Here is a 14,751-nt window from a genome sequence, read left to right as displayed (position 1 = left end):
ATGTTGCGTAAAACCCTTCTGGCCAGCCTGTGCGCCGGCGCTCTGATCAGTGCTCCGGCATTCGCCGCTGCCCCCAAAGAGCTGCAAAGCGAGCAAGGCACTCTCGAAGTCACAACAATTGCCCAAGGGCTTGAGCATCCATGGTCGCTGGCCTTCCTGCCGGATCGCCAAGGAATGCTGGTGACCGAACGACCGGGCAATCTGCGCGTGGTGGGTGCGGACGGCAAGCTATCGGCTCCTCTAAGCGGCGTGCCGCAAGTATGGGCCAAGGGGCAGGGCGGTTTGCTGGATGTCGTGTTGTCACCCGACTTTAAACAGAACCGACTGGTTTACCTGTCCTATGCCGAAGGTGGCGGCGCTGGGGACAAGGCAGGCACAGCGGTGGGACGGGGTTACCTGTCGGATGACTTGAAAACGCTGAAAGATTTCAAAGTGATTTTCCGTCAGGAACCAAAGCTCTCCACCGGCAACCACTTCGGTTCTCGGCTGGTGTTTGATCGCGATGGTTATCTGTTCATCACCCTGGGTGAAAACAACGACCGGCCGACCGCGCAGGATCTCGACAAGCTGCAAGGCAAGATTGTGCGGATCTACCCGGACGGCAAGGTTCCGGACGACAATCCATTCGTGGGGCAGTCAGGCGTGCGGCCGGAAATCTGGGCTTACGGCATTCGCAACCCGCAGGGTGCAGCACTTAACCCGTGGAACGGCACCGTCTGGGAAAACGAACACGGCCCGCGCGGCGGTGATGAGGTGAATATCATCGAACGCGGGAAAAACTACGGTTGGCCGCTGGCGACCCACGGCATCAACTATTCGCTGCTGCCGATTCCTGAAGCCAAAGGCAAAAGCGTCGAAGGGGGCGTCGATCCGCGCCATGTGTGGGAGAGATCACCGGGCGTCACGGGCATGGCGTTTTACGATGGCGATCGCTTCAAACCCTGGCAGAAAAATCTGTTTATCGGCGCGCTGGTGAGTCAGGAGTTGATTCGCTTGCAGTTCGATGGCGACAAGGTCGTGCATGAGGAGCGCTTGTTGGGTGAGCTGAAACAGCGCATTCGAGACGTGCGGCAGGGACCGGATGGGTACTTGTATGTGCTGACGGATGAGGAGAACGGTTCGCTCTATAAGATCGGCCTGAAACCCGATCTCTAAGACTCATGCCCCTGTAGGAGCTGCCGAAATGCTCCTACAGGTTCAATATCAGCATCAGGGGCCGACTACTCACTACGAGCGTAAAGAATCACCACCGCTCGTAACTTCCCCCGCCCAAACCGGCACATCTTCTCGAACTCGCCATGACTGACCGGCACATGCTGGCAGTCAATGGGCTGGCGGTGCTGGCTATGGTCGACGTCCGGATCGTGCAGGTAAACGAAATCCTCATCGCAATCGGTCACCACCACCCAGTGCGGCGATTTCGATCGAGTCAGCCGATAGCTGCTGATCAGCACCAGAGGTTGGCCTCCCGCTTCCAGTAAGCGCGGCAAATCCAGCGGAGCACCGATCACGCGCTCGACATCGGTCTGCGCCAACTGTGCGGTGAATTCTTCATGAACCAGGCGCATGACGTCTTTTTTATGCTCATTGCGTACGCCGTCGAGGAACAACGGCCCCGCCAGGCTCAACTCCAGACGCACGCGAAATCCCCGTCGCCATGCGGCGAGCGCCAATCCCTGCGGACTGCAACCACCATGCCCCGACGTCATGAAAACGGTCGTCGCCTCGCGCCAGATCTGCAGTTCCTCACGGCGCTCCAACAAGCGTTCTGACTGCAACGCCCCCATGGCCATCAACAGACACGCCGGGCCACAGGTGAAATCGGTGGTTTGACCGTACCAAGGCACTTTGATGCTGCGTGAGTCTCTATGCTGGAGAATGCGTTTCTCCAGGCGCAGCGCGTCGGCATGGTCTTCGTAGTAATCGTGGATCAGTGCAAAACGCCGGTAGCCGTTGCGTTCATACAGGGAAATGGCGGCGGGGTTGTCGGTGCGTACCTCCAGGCGCAGGTACGCGCAATCGTGTTCCAGCGCGCAAGCCTCGATACGTTGCAGCAGTTGTTTACCCAATCCGCTCCCGCGCGCCTCGGCGGCAATGGCAATGGAATACAGGCGCGCCAGCGACGTACCGCGGTGAAACAACGCCAGTGCGTAACCCCGTAAATGGCCGTCGACCTCGGCCACCAGCAGCTGTGCGTGGGCGCGGGTAATCATCCAGTGAAAACTGCGACGGCTGAGCCCGTCCGTGGTGAAACATTGCATTTCCAATGCCAGCAACGCCGGCAGATCTTCAACTACCGCCAAACGAAAAACAGCACTCATATGACCACCGTAAAAGTTGCGTAACGAAACGAGACTTTCGAAAAATTTCGTGCTTAATAGAAAAGGTCTTGTTCTCCAACGGATCAATCTCTATGTCAGCGGTACAGGGTCATTGGCGCGAAGTATCCGAGCAAAATTTGCCGGCGGCAACTTATTTAAATTCAGCGACTGGCACTTCCAGTCGAGTGTTGATCATTGTCGAGCGCAAGGAAGATTGGGCTTCGTACTTCCCCAGCGAGGACATCATCACGGCGCAGGAATACCTCGAGCAAACACGTGACAGCGAGCCGGGCAAGCGTGTGCAGGTGATCAATCTGTGCCGCAGCTACAAGTACCTCGGCCATGGCTATTACTGCTCGCTACTTGCCGAAGCCCGCGGGCACAAAGTGATTCCGTCGGTTCGCACGATCAGCGAACTGACCAAAAAATCACTTTACGGCCTGGCGCTGGACGACCTCGATAAAACCCTGGAAAAAGCCCTCAGTCATCATCTATATAGCGATACCGAAGGTTTTACCCTGACGTTGTACTTTGGCAAAACTCATATCGAGCCATTACAGGATCTGGCTCGACAATTGTTTGAAGTGTTTCCCTGTCCGATTCTGTTAGTTGAGTTTCGTCGAACTAACGGTTGGCACATCGAGGGCATAAAGTCCGGCACGTTACATAAGTTGCGCGACGACCAGGAAGATCAATTCGCCAATGCCCTTGATGGCTTCAGCCGCAAAGTCTGGCGGGTGCCGCGTTCCCGGCAAGTGGCGCGGTATGACGTGGCGATCTTGCACGATCCGCAGGAAGCGCTGCCGCCATCAAACAGCAAGGCGCTTGCGAACTTTGTTCGGGTCGGCAAGACCATGGGCATCGACGTCGAGCTGATCGAGCGCAAGGATTACGCGCGACTCGCCGAGTACGACGGCTTGCTGATTCGCGAAACCACCAGCGTCGACAACCATACCTACCGTTTCGCCAAGAAGGCTGAAAGCGAGGGGCTGGTGGTGATGGACGATCCGGCCTCGATTCTGCGCTGCACCAACAAGGTCTACCTCACCGACCTGCTCAACAGCCATCAACTGGGCATGCCGGCGACGGAGATTCTGTACAAGGAGCGACCCGAAGATTTCGAACGGGTAGGGGAACGGCTTGGTTTTCCATTGGTGTTGAAGATCCCCGATGGCTGTTTCTCGCGGGGTGTGATCAAGGTCGAAAGCCAGCATGCGCTGCTCGAAGCCACGGCCGAGCTGTTCGAACATTCGGTGCTGTTGCTGGCCCAGGAGTTTTTCTACACCGAGTACGACTGGCGCATTGGCGTGCTCAACCGCAAACCGATCTTCGCCTGCCAGTACTTCATGTCCAAGGGACACTGGCAAATCTACAACCACAAGGCCAAGGGTCAGGACATCAACGGCGAATGCCGGACAATGGCGATCCACGAGGCCCCCCGCGCCGTGGTGGAACTGGCGGTGAAAACAGCCAACCTGATCGGCGACGGTCTCTATGGTGTGGACCTGAAACAGGCTGGCGACAAGGTGGTGGTGATCGAAGTGAACGACAACCCGAACCTGGACGCCGGCATCGAAGACGCTTATTTGCAGGACGATTTGTATTCACTGGTGCTGGAAGAGTTCGTGCGGCGGCTGGAGCTCAAGCGTCGCGGCCAGGCATGGTGAAGCGCCGATGATCAACAGTTTTGCATTGAGCCGCGGCGCCTTGCAGCGAGTCGAACGACTGGACGCCGAGGTGATGCTGTTCAGCGATCCCGACGCCGCCGAGCGTGACCTGCTGCACAGTCATTTCAAAGTCGATGAGCACGCACTGGCCTCGGCACTCGATCCGGACGAAGTGTCGCGAATCGAGTTTCACCCCGACCACTTGTTCCTGATCTGGAAGCGCCCGGAAAACTATTCCGGCGGCGGCAGTCTGGCGTTTGAGGTGTCTTCGTGCGGTTTGCTGTTCTCGCCCGGGCAGTTGCTGGTGATCGCCACCGACGACACGCCGCTGCACGGCCTCGGCACGCGCCAACCGTTAAACACGCCGCTGGATGTTCTGCTCGACCTGCTGTTCAACAACATCCATCACTACCTCGGGCACTTGAAGGTGATCAAACTGGTCGCCCGCGAGTTGCAGCAAAAATTCAATGCCTCGATGCAGAACCAGCATCTGGTGCAGATGTTCAACCTCAGCGAAAGCCTGATCTATTACATCAACGCCCTGCACAGCAACGGCGCAGTGCTGACGCGGCTGCGCAACCACGCCGAAAAACTGCATTTCAACAGCGAAGCGATCGGCCTGATCGACGACCTGATCATCGAAAACAACCAGTGCTACAAACAGGCGGAGATTTACTCCACGGTGTTCTCCGGGCTGATCGACGCGCGCGGCAACCTGATGAACAACAGCATGAACAACCTGTTGCGCAAACTGACGTTGATCAACGTGGTGTTTTTGCCGTTGAACCTGATTGCGAGCATTGGCGGAATGTCGGAGTTCAGCATGATGACGGCAGGAACACCGTGGTGGGTCTCGTATCCGCTGTTTTTGGCGGCGATGTTGCTGGGAGCGGGAGGGATGTTGTTTGGTCTACGGCGTTTGGCCAGTTGATCGTTGGTAATCCCTGTAGGAGCTGCCGAAGGCTGCGATCTTTTGATTTTCAAGATCAAAAAATCGCAGCCTTCGGGAGCTCCTACACGGTTTATGTATTTCTGACAGTCCCGCTTTTGGCCGAACCGCCACCGTGATGCCTTGTTATAGTTCGGGCCTCATTTCAGCCCGGTAAAGGATCACTGCCATGTCTCAATACTCCGCCTTCAGCGTCGAACTGGCCGACAATATCGCCCATGTGCAGATCAATCGTCCGGAAAAGATCAACTCGATGAACGCCGCGTTCTGGAGCGAGATCGTCGAGATTTTCCAGTGGATCGACGACACCGACGAAGTGCGCGTGGTGGTGCTCAGCGGCAACGGTAAACACTTTTCCTCCGGCATCGACCTGATGATGCTCGCCGGCGTCGCCGATGAACTGGGCAAGGATGTCGGCCGCAACGCGCGCCTGCTGCGCAAAAAGATCTTGACCCTGCAAGCCTCGTTCAACGCCGTCGATAACTGCCGCAAACCGGTCATCGCGGCGATTCAGGGTTATTGCCTGGGTGGCGCGATCGATCTGATCGCCGCCTGCGACATGCGTTACGCAGCCGAAGACGCGCAATTCTCGATCAAGGAAATCGATATCGGCATGGCCGCCGATGTTGGCACTTTGCAACGGTTGCCACGGATCATCGGTGACGGCATGCTGCGTGAGCTGGCTTACACCGGTCGCAGCTTTGGCGCTGAAGAAGCGCGCAGCATCGGTCTGGTCAATCGCGTTTACAGTGACAAGGACGCGCTGCTCGAAGGTGTGCTGGATATCGCTCGCGACATCGCGTCCAAGTCGCCCATCGCAATTGCCGGCACCAAGGAAATGATCAGCTACATGCGTGACCATCGCATCGACGACGGCCTCGAATACGTTGCCACCTGGAACGCCGCCATGTTGCAATCCACCGACTTGCGCGTGGCCATGGCCGCCCATATGAGCAAACAGAAACCCGAATTTGTGGATTGAGAACCATGACATCTCGCTGGACCACTGCAGTACTGGACACCGATCAACCCGGCGGCTGGGCCGTGGCGCGTAGCCCCGAAGGCTTTCTGTTCGACGACAACGGCGCGCTGTTCCCACGGGAATGGCTCAAGCGTCAGGACTTGTCGGTGCTGACCGAGCATGGCATCGGCCACCTCGATGGCGAGCCGGTGTACCTGCTGGAATTGCGCAGTGCCAGCGAGGTCATGGGTTGCAGCTGGAAGGGCCTGCGGGCGTTCATGCTCGACGGCGATCACACGATCTACAAAGTGCTGGGTTATGCCGCGCAGATTGGCACCTGGGCCCGTGAACACCGCTTCTGTGGCAATTGCGGGCAGGCCATGAGGCAAGTGCCGCGCGAGCGGGCGATGTATTGCCAGCCGTGTGATCTGCGCAGTTATCCGCGGATTTCGCCGAGCATGATCGTGCTGATTACCCGTGGCGACGAGATTCTGCTGGCACGCTCACCGCGGTTTGTCACTGGGGTTTACAGCACGCTGGCCGGTTTCGCCGAGCCGGGCGAATCGGCGGAGGACTGCCTGATTCGCGAGGTGCGCGAAGAAGTGCAGATCGAGGTGAAGAACATCCAGTATCTGGGTAGCCAGTGCTGGCCGTTCCCGCACTCGATGATGCTGGGTTTTCACGCGGAATACGCGGGCGGGGAGATTGTTTGTCAGGAAGACGAGATCGAAGACGCCCAGTGGTTCAACGTGCACGACCTGCCGCCTTTGCCGGCGTCAAAATCGATTGCACGTTATCTGATCGACGTTTATGTGGCGCGGCGTTTAGGCCACGCTGAACCAGTGCTGCCAGGCTAGGCGCACGGTCAATCCCAGCACTACGGTGATGAACACCGGACGAATGAACTTGGCGCCACCGCTGATCGCGGTGCGCGCACCAAAGAATGCGCCAACCATCACCGACAGGCCCATGCTCAGGCCGATGATCCAGTCCACTTGCCCGGAAAACACGAACACCGACAGCGCCGCGATGTTGCTGACGAAGTTCATGCTGCGCGCCACGCCGCTGGCCTTGACCAGGTCGATCGGGTACAGCAGCAAGCTGCTGACGGTCCAGAATGCCCCCGTGCCGGGACCGGCCACACCGTCGTAGAAACCGAGGCTGAAGCCTTGGGTCGATTGCCACTTCTTCTTGATCGGCGCGTTGCTGTCCAGCGGCGCTTTTGGCGTGCCGCCGAACAGCAGATACAGGCCGCAGGCGAAGACGATCACCGGGAGCATTTTGTTCAGCCATTCTGCCGGCAGGTAATGAGCGACGACGGCACCGGTCAACGCACCGACCAGGGTGCCGACAATCGCGTGCATCCACTGGCGAGGATGAAACAGCTTGCGCCGGTAGAAAGTGAAACTGGCCGTCGCCGAACCGAAGGTTGAACTCAGTTTATTGGTGCCCAGTACCAGATGCGGCGGCAGGCCAGCGGTCAGCAGCGCAGGCGTGGTCAACAGACCGCCACCGCCGGCGATGGCATCGATAAAACCGGCAACGAAAGCGACAACGGCCAGAATGGCCAAAGTGGTGAGGTCAACGCTGAGTTCAAAAGGCATGGAGTCGACTTATTCGGCAGGGGCGCAGATCGGGGCTGCGCGGAGGGCTGCCATGTTACTCATTTCCAATTGTTGCGGCGAGTCGACGGACGTCTTCGCGAGCAGGCTCGCTCCCACAGGTTTTTGCGTTGATCTCAAAGACCCTGCAGGAGCTTCTGGCTAAGCGTCAGGCGTTGCGACCAGCCAACGCTCGCGCCATCCGCGCAATCCCTTCTTCCAGCAACGACCGTGGGCAGCCGAAGTTCAGCCGCACGAATTGCTGATTCTGATCGCCAAAGTCCAGCCCGGCGCTCAAACCTACCTTGGCCTGTTCAAGGAAGAACTGCTGAGGGTTTTCCAGATCCAGCGCCGAGCAATCGAGCCAGGCCAGATAAGTCCCCTGCGGCACATTGATGGTCACGCCCGGCAAACGGCTGCGAACCGCTTCAACCAGATAATCACGGTTGGCCTGCAAGTAGGTTTTCAACTCGGCAAGCCATGGTCCAGCTTCGCTGTAAGCGACACGGGTGGCTTCCATGCCCAGCGGATTGACGCTGTCGACCATGCCGCAACGGGCGTGATTGACGCGTTCGCGCAGGTCGGCGTCCTGGATGATCATGAACGAGGTCTTGAGACCGGCGATGTTGTAGGCCTTGCTCGCCGACATCAGGGTGATCGTGCGCTGGGCGATTTCCGCGCTCAGCGAAGCGGTTGGAATGTGCACGCGGCCATCGAAGCACAGCTCGGCATGGATTTCGTCAGAGATGATCCATGCGTCCTGCGCTACGCAGATGTCTGCCACTGCTTGCAACTCATCGCGGCCGAACACTTTGCCGATCGGGTTGTGCGGGTTACTCAACAGCAGCGCGCCGCCACCGTTCAGCGAATCACGCAAAGTGTCCAGCGGCGTGGCGTAGGTGCCGTCAGCCTGCGGCACGAATTCCAGCTCAACCTTGTTCAAACCCCAATGAGCCGGCGCATGGCGCAGTGGCGGGTAGTTCGGCACTTGCACCACGACATTCTGCTGCGGCTGCACCAGCGCCTTGAGCGCCATGTTGAAACCGGATTCAACGCCTGGCAGGAAGATCAGCTCTTGCGGCTGCACCTTCCAGGCGAACTTGTTCCAGAGGTCGGCAACGATGGCTTCACGCAGGTTGTCTTGCGCGACGCTGTAACCCACCAGCGGGTGCAGCAGGCGCTGCTGCAGCGCCTCGATGACCACCGGCGGCGCGGCGAAATCCATATCAGCGACCCACATCGGCAGCACGTCGGCCGAATAGCGGCTCCACTTGGTGCTGCCCGTGTTGTGGCGGTCGAATACCTGATCAAAATCGAAAGTCATGCGCGGTCTCGTGAAGGCGGGTGAGTTCTGTCCGCCATGATAAGCCCATGACCTTGTGGGAGCACACAAAACCTGTGGGAGCTGGCTTGCCAGCGATAGCGGTGGATCAGTCACCATCATTGTTGGATGTGCCGACGTCATCGCTGGCAAGCCAGCTCCCACAGGGAATTGAAGTTGTCAGGGAGAGCCCCGACAAACGGCCGACGGTCGGTTTTCACACAGTCTGTGTGGTCATTGTCTACAGTGAAAAAGCGGGCACCCGTTGCCTCAACCGTGTTTGTCCAGATAAAGCCCGGCATCAGTACCGGGTTCCACCTGATCAGGAGTGCACGATGGATCTCAGCCGTCGTCAGTTCTTCAAGGTCGCCGGTATCGGCCTTGCAGGCTCAAGCCTGGGCGCGCTGGGCATGGCCCCGACGCCTGCCTTCGCCGAGCAGGTGCGTCACTTCAAGCTTGCCCACACCCATGAAACCCGCAACACCTGCCCGTATTGCTCGGTCGGCTGCGGCTTGATCATGTACAGCCAGGGCGATGCCGGGAAGAATGTCGCGCAAAATATCATCCACATCGAGGGCGACGCCGACCACCCGGTCAACCGTGGCACTCTCTGTCCAAAAGGCGCGGGCCTGCTGGACTTCATTCACAGCCCGGGCCGTTTGCTGTATCCGCAGACGCGCAAACCTGGCAGCAGCGAATGGACGCGGATCAGTTGGGATGAAGCGCTGGACCGCATCGTCGACCTGATGAAAACCGACCGCGACGCCAATTTCATCGAGAAAAATGCCAACGGGCAAACGGTGAATCGCTGGCTGACCACCGGATTCCTCGCGGCCTCGGCGGCGTCCAACGAAGCGGGCTATATCACCCAGAAGGTGATTCGCAGCCTCGGTCTACTGGGGTTCGATAACCAGGCGCGTGTCTGACACGGTCCGACGGTGGCAAGTCTTGCCCCGACGTACGGCCGTGGTGCCATGACCAATACCTGGACCGATATCGCTAACGCGAATCTGATTCTGGTGATGGGCGGCAACGCAGCAGAAGCGCATCCGTGCGGCTTCAAATGGGTGACCGAGGCCAAGGCGCACAACGCCGCGCGGCTGATCGTGGTCGATCCGCGTTTTACCCGGACCGCTTCGGTGGCCGACTATTACGCGCCGATTCGCACCGGTACCGACATCGCCTTCATGGGCGGTTTGATCAATTACCTCCTGACCGAGGACAAGATCCAGCACGAATACGTGCGCAATTACACCGATGTATCGTTCATCGTCAAAGCCGGTTATGGCTTCGAGGACGGCATCTTCAGTGGCTACGACGTGGCCAAGCGCAGCTATACCGACAAATCCGGTTGGGGCTACGAAATGGGCGAGGACGGCTTCGTCAGAGTCGACCCGACCCTGCAAGATCCGCGCTGCGTCTATCAACTGATGAAGCAGCATTACAGCCGCTACACCATCGACCTCGCGAGCCAGATCTGCGGGATGCCGGTCGATGCCATGCAGAAAATCTGGGACGAAATCGCCACGTGCTCGATACCGGGAAAGACCATGACGATTCTCTACGCGCTCGGCTGGACCCAGCATTCGATCGGCGCGCAAATCATCCGCAGTGCGGCGATGGTGCAACTGTTGCTGGGCAATGTCGGCATGCCGGGCGGCGGGGTGAATGCCTTGCGCGGGCACTCGAACATTCAGGGCCTGACCGACCTCGGATTGCTCTCCAATGCGTTGCCGGGCTATCTGTCATTGGGCACCGACACCGAGCAGGATTACGCCACCTATATCCACAAACGTACGCAAGTACCGTTGCGGCCGGGGCAACTCTCGTACTGGCAGAATTACAGCAAATTCCACGTCAGCCTGATGAAGTCGTGGTACGGCGCCCACGCCACCGCGGAGAACAATTGGCTCTACGACCATCTGCCGAAACTCGACATCCCCAACTATGACGTGTTGAAGATGTTCGACCTGATGAGCCAGGGCAAGGTCAACGGCTACTTCTGCCAGGGCTTTAATCCCATCGCTGCGTTGCCTGACAAAAACCGCGTGATGGGCGCGTTGGCCAAACTCAAATGGCTGGTGGTGATGGACCCACTGGCCACCGAAACGTCGGAGTTCTGGCACAACGTCGGACCGTACAACGACGTCAAAAGCGCAGAGATCCAGACTGAAGTCATTCGCCTGCCGACCACCTGTTTTGCCGAAGAGGACGGCTCGCTGGTCAACAGCAGCCGCTGGCTGCAATGGCACTGGAAGGGCGCCGATGGCCCGGGCGAAGCGCAGACCGACATCCGCATCATGAGCGAGCTGTTCCTGCGCCTGCGCAAGCGTTATCAGGCTGAGGGCGGCAAGTTTCCCGACCCGCTGCTGAAACTGACGTGGCCGTACAAGATCGCCGACGAACCGTCCCCGGAAGAACTGGCCAAAGAGATCAACGGCAGCGCCGTCACAGACTTCACCGATGCCAGCGGCGCAACGGTCAAGGCTGGCACGCAACTGGCCGGGTTCGGGTTGCTCAAGGATGACGGCAGCACCGCGTCCGGTTGCTGGATTTTCGCTGGCAGCTGGACCGAGGCCGGTAATCAGATGGCCCGGCGCGACAATGCCGACCCGTATGGCATGCATCAGCACCAGGGTTGGGCCTGGGCCTGGCCGGCCAATCGGCGGATTCTGTACAACCGCGCTTCCGCAGACGTTGCGGGCAAACCGTGGGACCCGAAAAAGCGTCTGGTCTGGTGGAACGGTAGAGTCTGGACCGGCACCGATGTGCCGGACTACAAGGCCGACGTGCCGCCGGAAGCCGGGATGAACCCGTTCATCATGAACCCGGAAGGTGTGGCGCGATTCTTCGCCGTCGACAAGATGAATGAAGGGCCATTCCCCGAGCATTACGAGCCGTTCGAAACCCCCATCGGCATCAACCCGCTGCACCCGCAAAACAAACAGGCCACCAGCAACCCGGCAGCGCGGATCTTCGATTCGGTGTGGGAAACCCTCGGCGAAGCCAAGGACTTCCCGTACGCCGGCACCAGCTATCGCTTGACCGAGCATTTCCACTTCTGGAGCAAGCACTGCAAGTTGAACGCGATTGCCCAGCCTGAGCAATTCGTCGAAATCGGCGAGGTGCTGGCGAAAGAGAAGGGCATCGCTGCAGGTGATCGAGTGCGGGTCAGTTGCAAACGCGGATTTATTGAAGCGGTCGCGGTAGTGACCAAAAGGATCCGGCCGCTGCAGGTCAACGGCCAGGTCGTGCATCAGATCGGCATCCCGTTGCACTGGGGTTTTACCGGCCTGACGCGTCACGGTTACCTGACCAACACCCTGGTGCCGTTCCTCGGCGATGGCAACACACAGACCCCGGAATCCAAGTCATTCCTGGTCAACGTGGAGAAAATCTAAATGGCCAGCCAAGACATCATTGCCCGCTCGGCCACCACCACGGTGCCGCCTTCGGTGAGGAATCAGGAGGCGGTGGCCAAGCTGATCGACACCACCAAATGCATCGGTTGCAAGGCCTGCCAGGTCGCCTGTTCGGAATGGAACGAACTGCGCGACGAGGTCGGTCACAACCACGGCACCTACGACAACCCGCAGGATCTGAGCGCAGAATCCTGGACGCTGATGCGCTTCACCGAGCACGAAACCGACGCCGGAAACCTCGAATGGCTGATCCGCAAGGACGGCTGCATGCACTGCGCCGAGCCGGGATGCCTGGCGGCGTGTCCGAGCCCCGGCGCGATCATCAAGCACGCCAACGGCATCGTCGACTTCGATCAGGATCACTGCATCGGTTGCGGTTATTGCATCACCGGGTGCCCGTTCAACATTCCGCGTATCTCGCAAAAAGATCACAAGGCGTACAAGTGCACCCTGTGTTCGGATCGAGTCGCGGTAGGCCTGGAGCCGGCTTGTGTGAAAACCTGCCCGACCGGCGCCATCGTCTTCGGCACCAAAGAAGACATGAAGGAACACGCCGCCGAACGCATCGTCGACCTAAAAAGCCGTGGCTTCGAGAACGCCGGTTTGTATGATCCGGCCGGCGTCGGCGGCACTCACGTCATGTACGTGCTGCACCACGCCGACACGCCGAGGATTTACGCCGGTCTGCCCGACGCGCCAACCATCAGTCCGCTGGTGGGCTTGTGGAAAGGCATCAGCAAACCGCTGGGCCTGCTGGCGATGGGCGCAGCGGTGCTGGCCGGGTTCTTCCACTACGTGCGCATCGGCCCGAATCGGGTTGAAGAGGATGAACATTCGACCGCGCCCGACACCTCGGTGCATGTCGTTGATCCGGCGGTGCATACCTTCGACCCACGCGGGGAGGACCGGCCATGAGCAACAAGACGATCCTGCGTTACACCGCCAACCAGCGCACCAATCACTGGCTGGTGGCGATTCTGTTTTTCATGGCCGGGCTGTCGGGACTGGCGCTGTTTCATCCATCGATGTTCTGGCTGACCAATCTGTTTGGCGGTGGACCGTGGACGCGGATTCTGCACCCGTTCATGGGTGTGGCGATGTTCGTGTTGTTTCTCGGTCTGGTGTTCAATTTCTGGCGTGCCAATTTCTTCATCGCCAACGACCGGCAGTGGCTGCGGCGCATTGATCGGGTATTGGTCAACGACGAAGAAGCCGTGCCGCCGGTTGGCAAGTACAACGCCGGGCAAAAGCTGCTGTTCTGGACTTTACTGCTGTGCATGCTCGCGTTGCTGTTCACCGGGCTGGTGATCTGGCGCGCCTGGTTCAGCGCGTTTTTCGGCATCACCCTGATCCGCTGGTCAATGCTGCTGCATGCACTGGCCGGGTTTGTGCTGATCCTCAGCATCATCATCCACATCTACGCCGGGCTGTGGATCAAGGGCTCGGTCGACGCGATGCTGCATGGTTGGGTCAGCCGCGCCTGGGCGAAGAAACACCACGCACTGTGGTATCGCGACATCACCCGCGACGAGCGTCAACCGGACGTGCCAGAGCGACCGATCACCAAAAAGGGCTGACCTTTGCCAAGCATTCTTGAACCCGGAGAAATCGAAGCGGCGGCCAGTTCGCCGCCGTTTCTGCACCTGCCACCGCACAACCTTTTTACCTTGCGCGCCGAACGTCTGGAGCGATTGGCCGAGGGGCACCCGTTGGCCGAGTATCTGCGCTTGATCGCCGGTTTGTGCCGGGCTCAGCAGCAAGTGCTGGATGATCCGCCGTCGACCGGGCCAGTCGATCAGCAACGGCTTGCCCTGTGCCAGCAACACGGTTTGCCGCCGTTCGGCGCCGATACGTTGATCCGCGAAGATGACTGGCAAGCCTGGCTTGCGGCTCTGCTGCAACGCTACGCACCCCCGGCGCAACCCGCCGTGATCGATGCAATCAGCGTGCTGCGTAGCGCCGACTCCGGGCAATTGCGCAGTTGGGCGGTGGCGCTGGTCAGCGGTCAATATTCCATGGTGCCGGCGCAACTGGTGCCGTTTCTTGGCGCGGCGTTGCAAGCGGCGTGGAGCCACTGGCTGCTGAGCGCGCCCAACCTGCAACTCAAACCCGGCGACAGCCTCAGCCAATGCCCGGCCTGTGGTTCACCAGCCATGATCGGCGTAGTTCGCCATCGCGGCAAACACAACGGCTTGCGCTATCTGGTGTGTTCGCTGTGCGCCTGTGAATGGCACGTGGTGAGGGTCAAATGCGTGTATTGCGAGTCGAGCAAAGGCCTCGACTACCTGAGTTTTGAGGACGATCGCCACGCGGCCAATCAGGCGCCATTGCGCGCCGAAGTCTGTCCGGGCTGCAACAGCTATCTGAAATTGCTCTATCTGGAGAACGATGCCGACGCCGAGGCGTTGTCGGCCGATCTGAGCAGTTTGCTGCTGGACATGCGTCTGGCGCAGGACGGCTATCAGCGTCTGGCACCCAATCTGCTGCTGGCACCGGGAGACGAATGAGC

At 59.3% G+C, this 14,751-nt stretch carries 12 protein-coding genes; 9 read left to right on the top strand and 3 right to left on the bottom strand.

Going from position 1 to position 14,751, the window contains the following annotated elements; all coding sequences use genetic code 11:
* Positions 1-1,155, top strand: a complete 1,155-nt coding sequence (locus AB4P92_RS01680; RefSeq protein WP_395598723.1) for a PQQ-dependent sugar dehydrogenase — start codon at positions 1-3, stop codon at positions 1,153-1,155.
* A 65-nt stretch (positions 1,156-1,220) separates the two neighbouring features.
* On the opposite strand, the gene AB4P92_RS01675 is transcribed toward AB4P92_RS01680, so the two are convergent.
* Positions 1,221-2,321, bottom strand: a complete 1,101-nt coding sequence (locus AB4P92_RS01675; RefSeq protein ID WP_395598722.1) for a GNAT family N-acetyltransferase/peptidase C39 family protein — start codon at positions 2,319-2,321, stop codon at positions 1,221-1,223.
* A 92-nt stretch (positions 2,322-2,413) separates the two neighbouring features.
* Between AB4P92_RS01675 and AB4P92_RS01670 the strand changes: the two genes are divergently transcribed.
* The 4 genes from AB4P92_RS01670 to nudC all read left to right on the top strand — a co-directional run bounded on the left by AB4P92_RS01670 (position 2,414) and on the right by nudC (position 6,755).
* The gene (locus tag AB4P92_RS01670) at positions 2,414-3,988 is read left to right on the top strand and encodes a RimK family protein (RefSeq protein WP_395598721.1); all 1,575 of its coding nucleotides are present in this window, start codon (positions 2,414-2,416) and stop codon (positions 3,986-3,988) included.
* A 7-nt stretch (positions 3,989-3,995) separates the two neighbouring features.
* Positions 3,996-4,919: a magnesium transporter CorA family protein gene (locus tag AB4P92_RS01665; protein ID WP_047301020.1), complete on the top strand. Its 924-nt coding sequence runs from the start codon at positions 3,996-3,998 to the stop codon at positions 4,917-4,919.
* 187 nt (positions 4,920-5,106) lie between these two features.
* On the top strand, positions 5,107-5,919 hold the full coding sequence (locus AB4P92_RS01660; protein ID WP_395598720.1) for a crotonase/enoyl-CoA hydratase family protein: 813 nt from the start codon (positions 5,107-5,109) through the stop codon (positions 5,917-5,919).
* 5 nt (positions 5,920-5,924) lie between these two features.
* On the top strand, positions 5,925-6,755 hold the full coding sequence (nudC, locus tag AB4P92_RS01655; protein WP_042559074.1) for an NAD(+) diphosphatase: 831 nt from the start codon (positions 5,925-5,927) through the stop codon (positions 6,753-6,755).
* Here the strand turns inward: nudC and AB4P92_RS01650 are convergent.
* Both AB4P92_RS01650 and AB4P92_RS01645 read right to left on the bottom strand, forming a co-directional pair.
* Positions 6,723-7,502, bottom strand: a complete 780-nt coding sequence (locus tag AB4P92_RS01650) for a TSUP family transporter (protein ID WP_042559075.1) — start codon at positions 7,500-7,502, stop codon at positions 6,723-6,725. The two genes, nudC and AB4P92_RS01650, sit on opposite strands and share 33 nt — an antisense overlap.
* 166 nt (positions 7,503-7,668) lie before the next feature.
* Positions 7,669-8,823, bottom strand: coding sequence for a MalY/PatB family protein (locus AB4P92_RS01645; RefSeq protein ID WP_395598719.1), 1,155 nt, complete (start codon positions 8,821-8,823; stop codon positions 7,669-7,671).
* A 332-nt stretch (positions 8,824-9,155) separates the two neighbouring features.
* On the opposite strand from AB4P92_RS01645, the gene fdnG reads away from it, so the two are divergent.
* From fdnG to fdhE, 4 genes are read left to right on the top strand one after another with little or no spacing between them, the layout of a single operon-like run.
* Positions 9,156-12,221: a formate dehydrogenase-N subunit alpha gene (gene fdnG, locus AB4P92_RS01640; RefSeq protein ID WP_395598718.1), complete on the top strand. Its 3,066-nt coding sequence runs from the start codon at positions 9,156-9,158 to the stop codon at positions 12,219-12,221.
* A complete protein-coding gene (fdxH, locus tag AB4P92_RS01635) occupies positions 12,222-13,157 on the top strand; it encodes a formate dehydrogenase subunit beta (RefSeq protein ID WP_395598717.1) in 936 nt (311 codons plus the stop codon). It abuts the gene before it with no gap.
* Positions 13,154-13,819 (top strand): formate dehydrogenase subunit gamma, encoded by a 666-nt coding sequence (locus AB4P92_RS01630; protein WP_047301033.1) that lies wholly within the window; start codon positions 13,154-13,156, stop codon positions 13,817-13,819. The genes fdxH and AB4P92_RS01630 overlap by 4 nt, the downstream gene beginning before the upstream one ends.
* 3 nt (positions 13,820-13,822) lie before the next feature.
* Positions 13,823-14,749 (top strand): formate dehydrogenase accessory protein FdhE, encoded by a 927-nt coding sequence (gene fdhE / locus AB4P92_RS01625; protein ID WP_115148027.1) that lies wholly within the window; start codon positions 13,823-13,825, stop codon positions 14,747-14,749.
* Positions 14,750-14,751 lie beyond the last annotated feature (2 nt).

It is taken from the genome of Pseudomonas sp. A0308 (assembly GCF_044218815.1).
GTDB lineage: Bacteria > Pseudomonadota > Gammaproteobacteria > Pseudomonadales > Pseudomonadaceae > Aquipseudomonas > Aquipseudomonas iridis.
This window is presented reverse-complemented; position numbering and strand designations above follow the sequence as displayed.

What these genes read in the sequence shown, in the direction of transcription:
- AB4P92_RS01680 (WP_395598723.1), top strand. Translation starts at nt 1, where the DNA reads ATGTTGCGTAAAACCCTTCTGGCCAGCCTGTGCGCCGGCGCTCTGATC.
- AB4P92_RS01675 (WP_395598722.1), bottom strand. Translation starts at nt 2,321, where the DNA reads ATGAGTGCTGTTTTTCGTTTGGCGGTAGTTGAAGATCTGCCGGCGTTG.
- AB4P92_RS01670 (WP_395598721.1), top strand. Translation starts at nt 2,414, where the DNA reads ATGTCAGCGGTACAGGGTCATTGGCGCGAAGTATCCGAGCAAAATTTG.
- AB4P92_RS01665 (WP_047301020.1), top strand. Translation starts at nt 3,996, where the DNA reads ATGATCAACAGTTTTGCATTGAGCCGCGGCGCCTTGCAGCGAGTCGAA.
- AB4P92_RS01660 (WP_395598720.1), top strand. Translation starts at nt 5,107, where the DNA reads ATGTCTCAATACTCCGCCTTCAGCGTCGAACTGGCCGACAATATCGCC.
- nudC (WP_042559074.1), top strand. Translation starts at nt 5,925, where the DNA reads ATGACATCTCGCTGGACCACTGCAGTACTGGACACCGATCAACCCGGC.
- AB4P92_RS01650 (WP_042559075.1), bottom strand. Translation starts at nt 7,502, where the DNA reads ATGCCTTTTGAACTCAGCGTTGACCTCACCACTTTGGCCATTCTGGCC.
- AB4P92_RS01645 (WP_395598719.1), bottom strand. Translation starts at nt 8,823, where the DNA reads ATGACTTTCGATTTTGATCAGGTATTCGACCGCCACAACACGGGCAGC.
- fdxH (WP_395598717.1), top strand. Translation starts at nt 12,222, where the DNA reads ATGGCCAGCCAAGACATCATTGCCCGCTCGGCCACCACCACGGTGCCG.
- AB4P92_RS01630 (WP_047301033.1), top strand. Translation starts at nt 13,154, where the DNA reads ATGAGCAACAAGACGATCCTGCGTTACACCGCCAACCAGCGCACCAAT.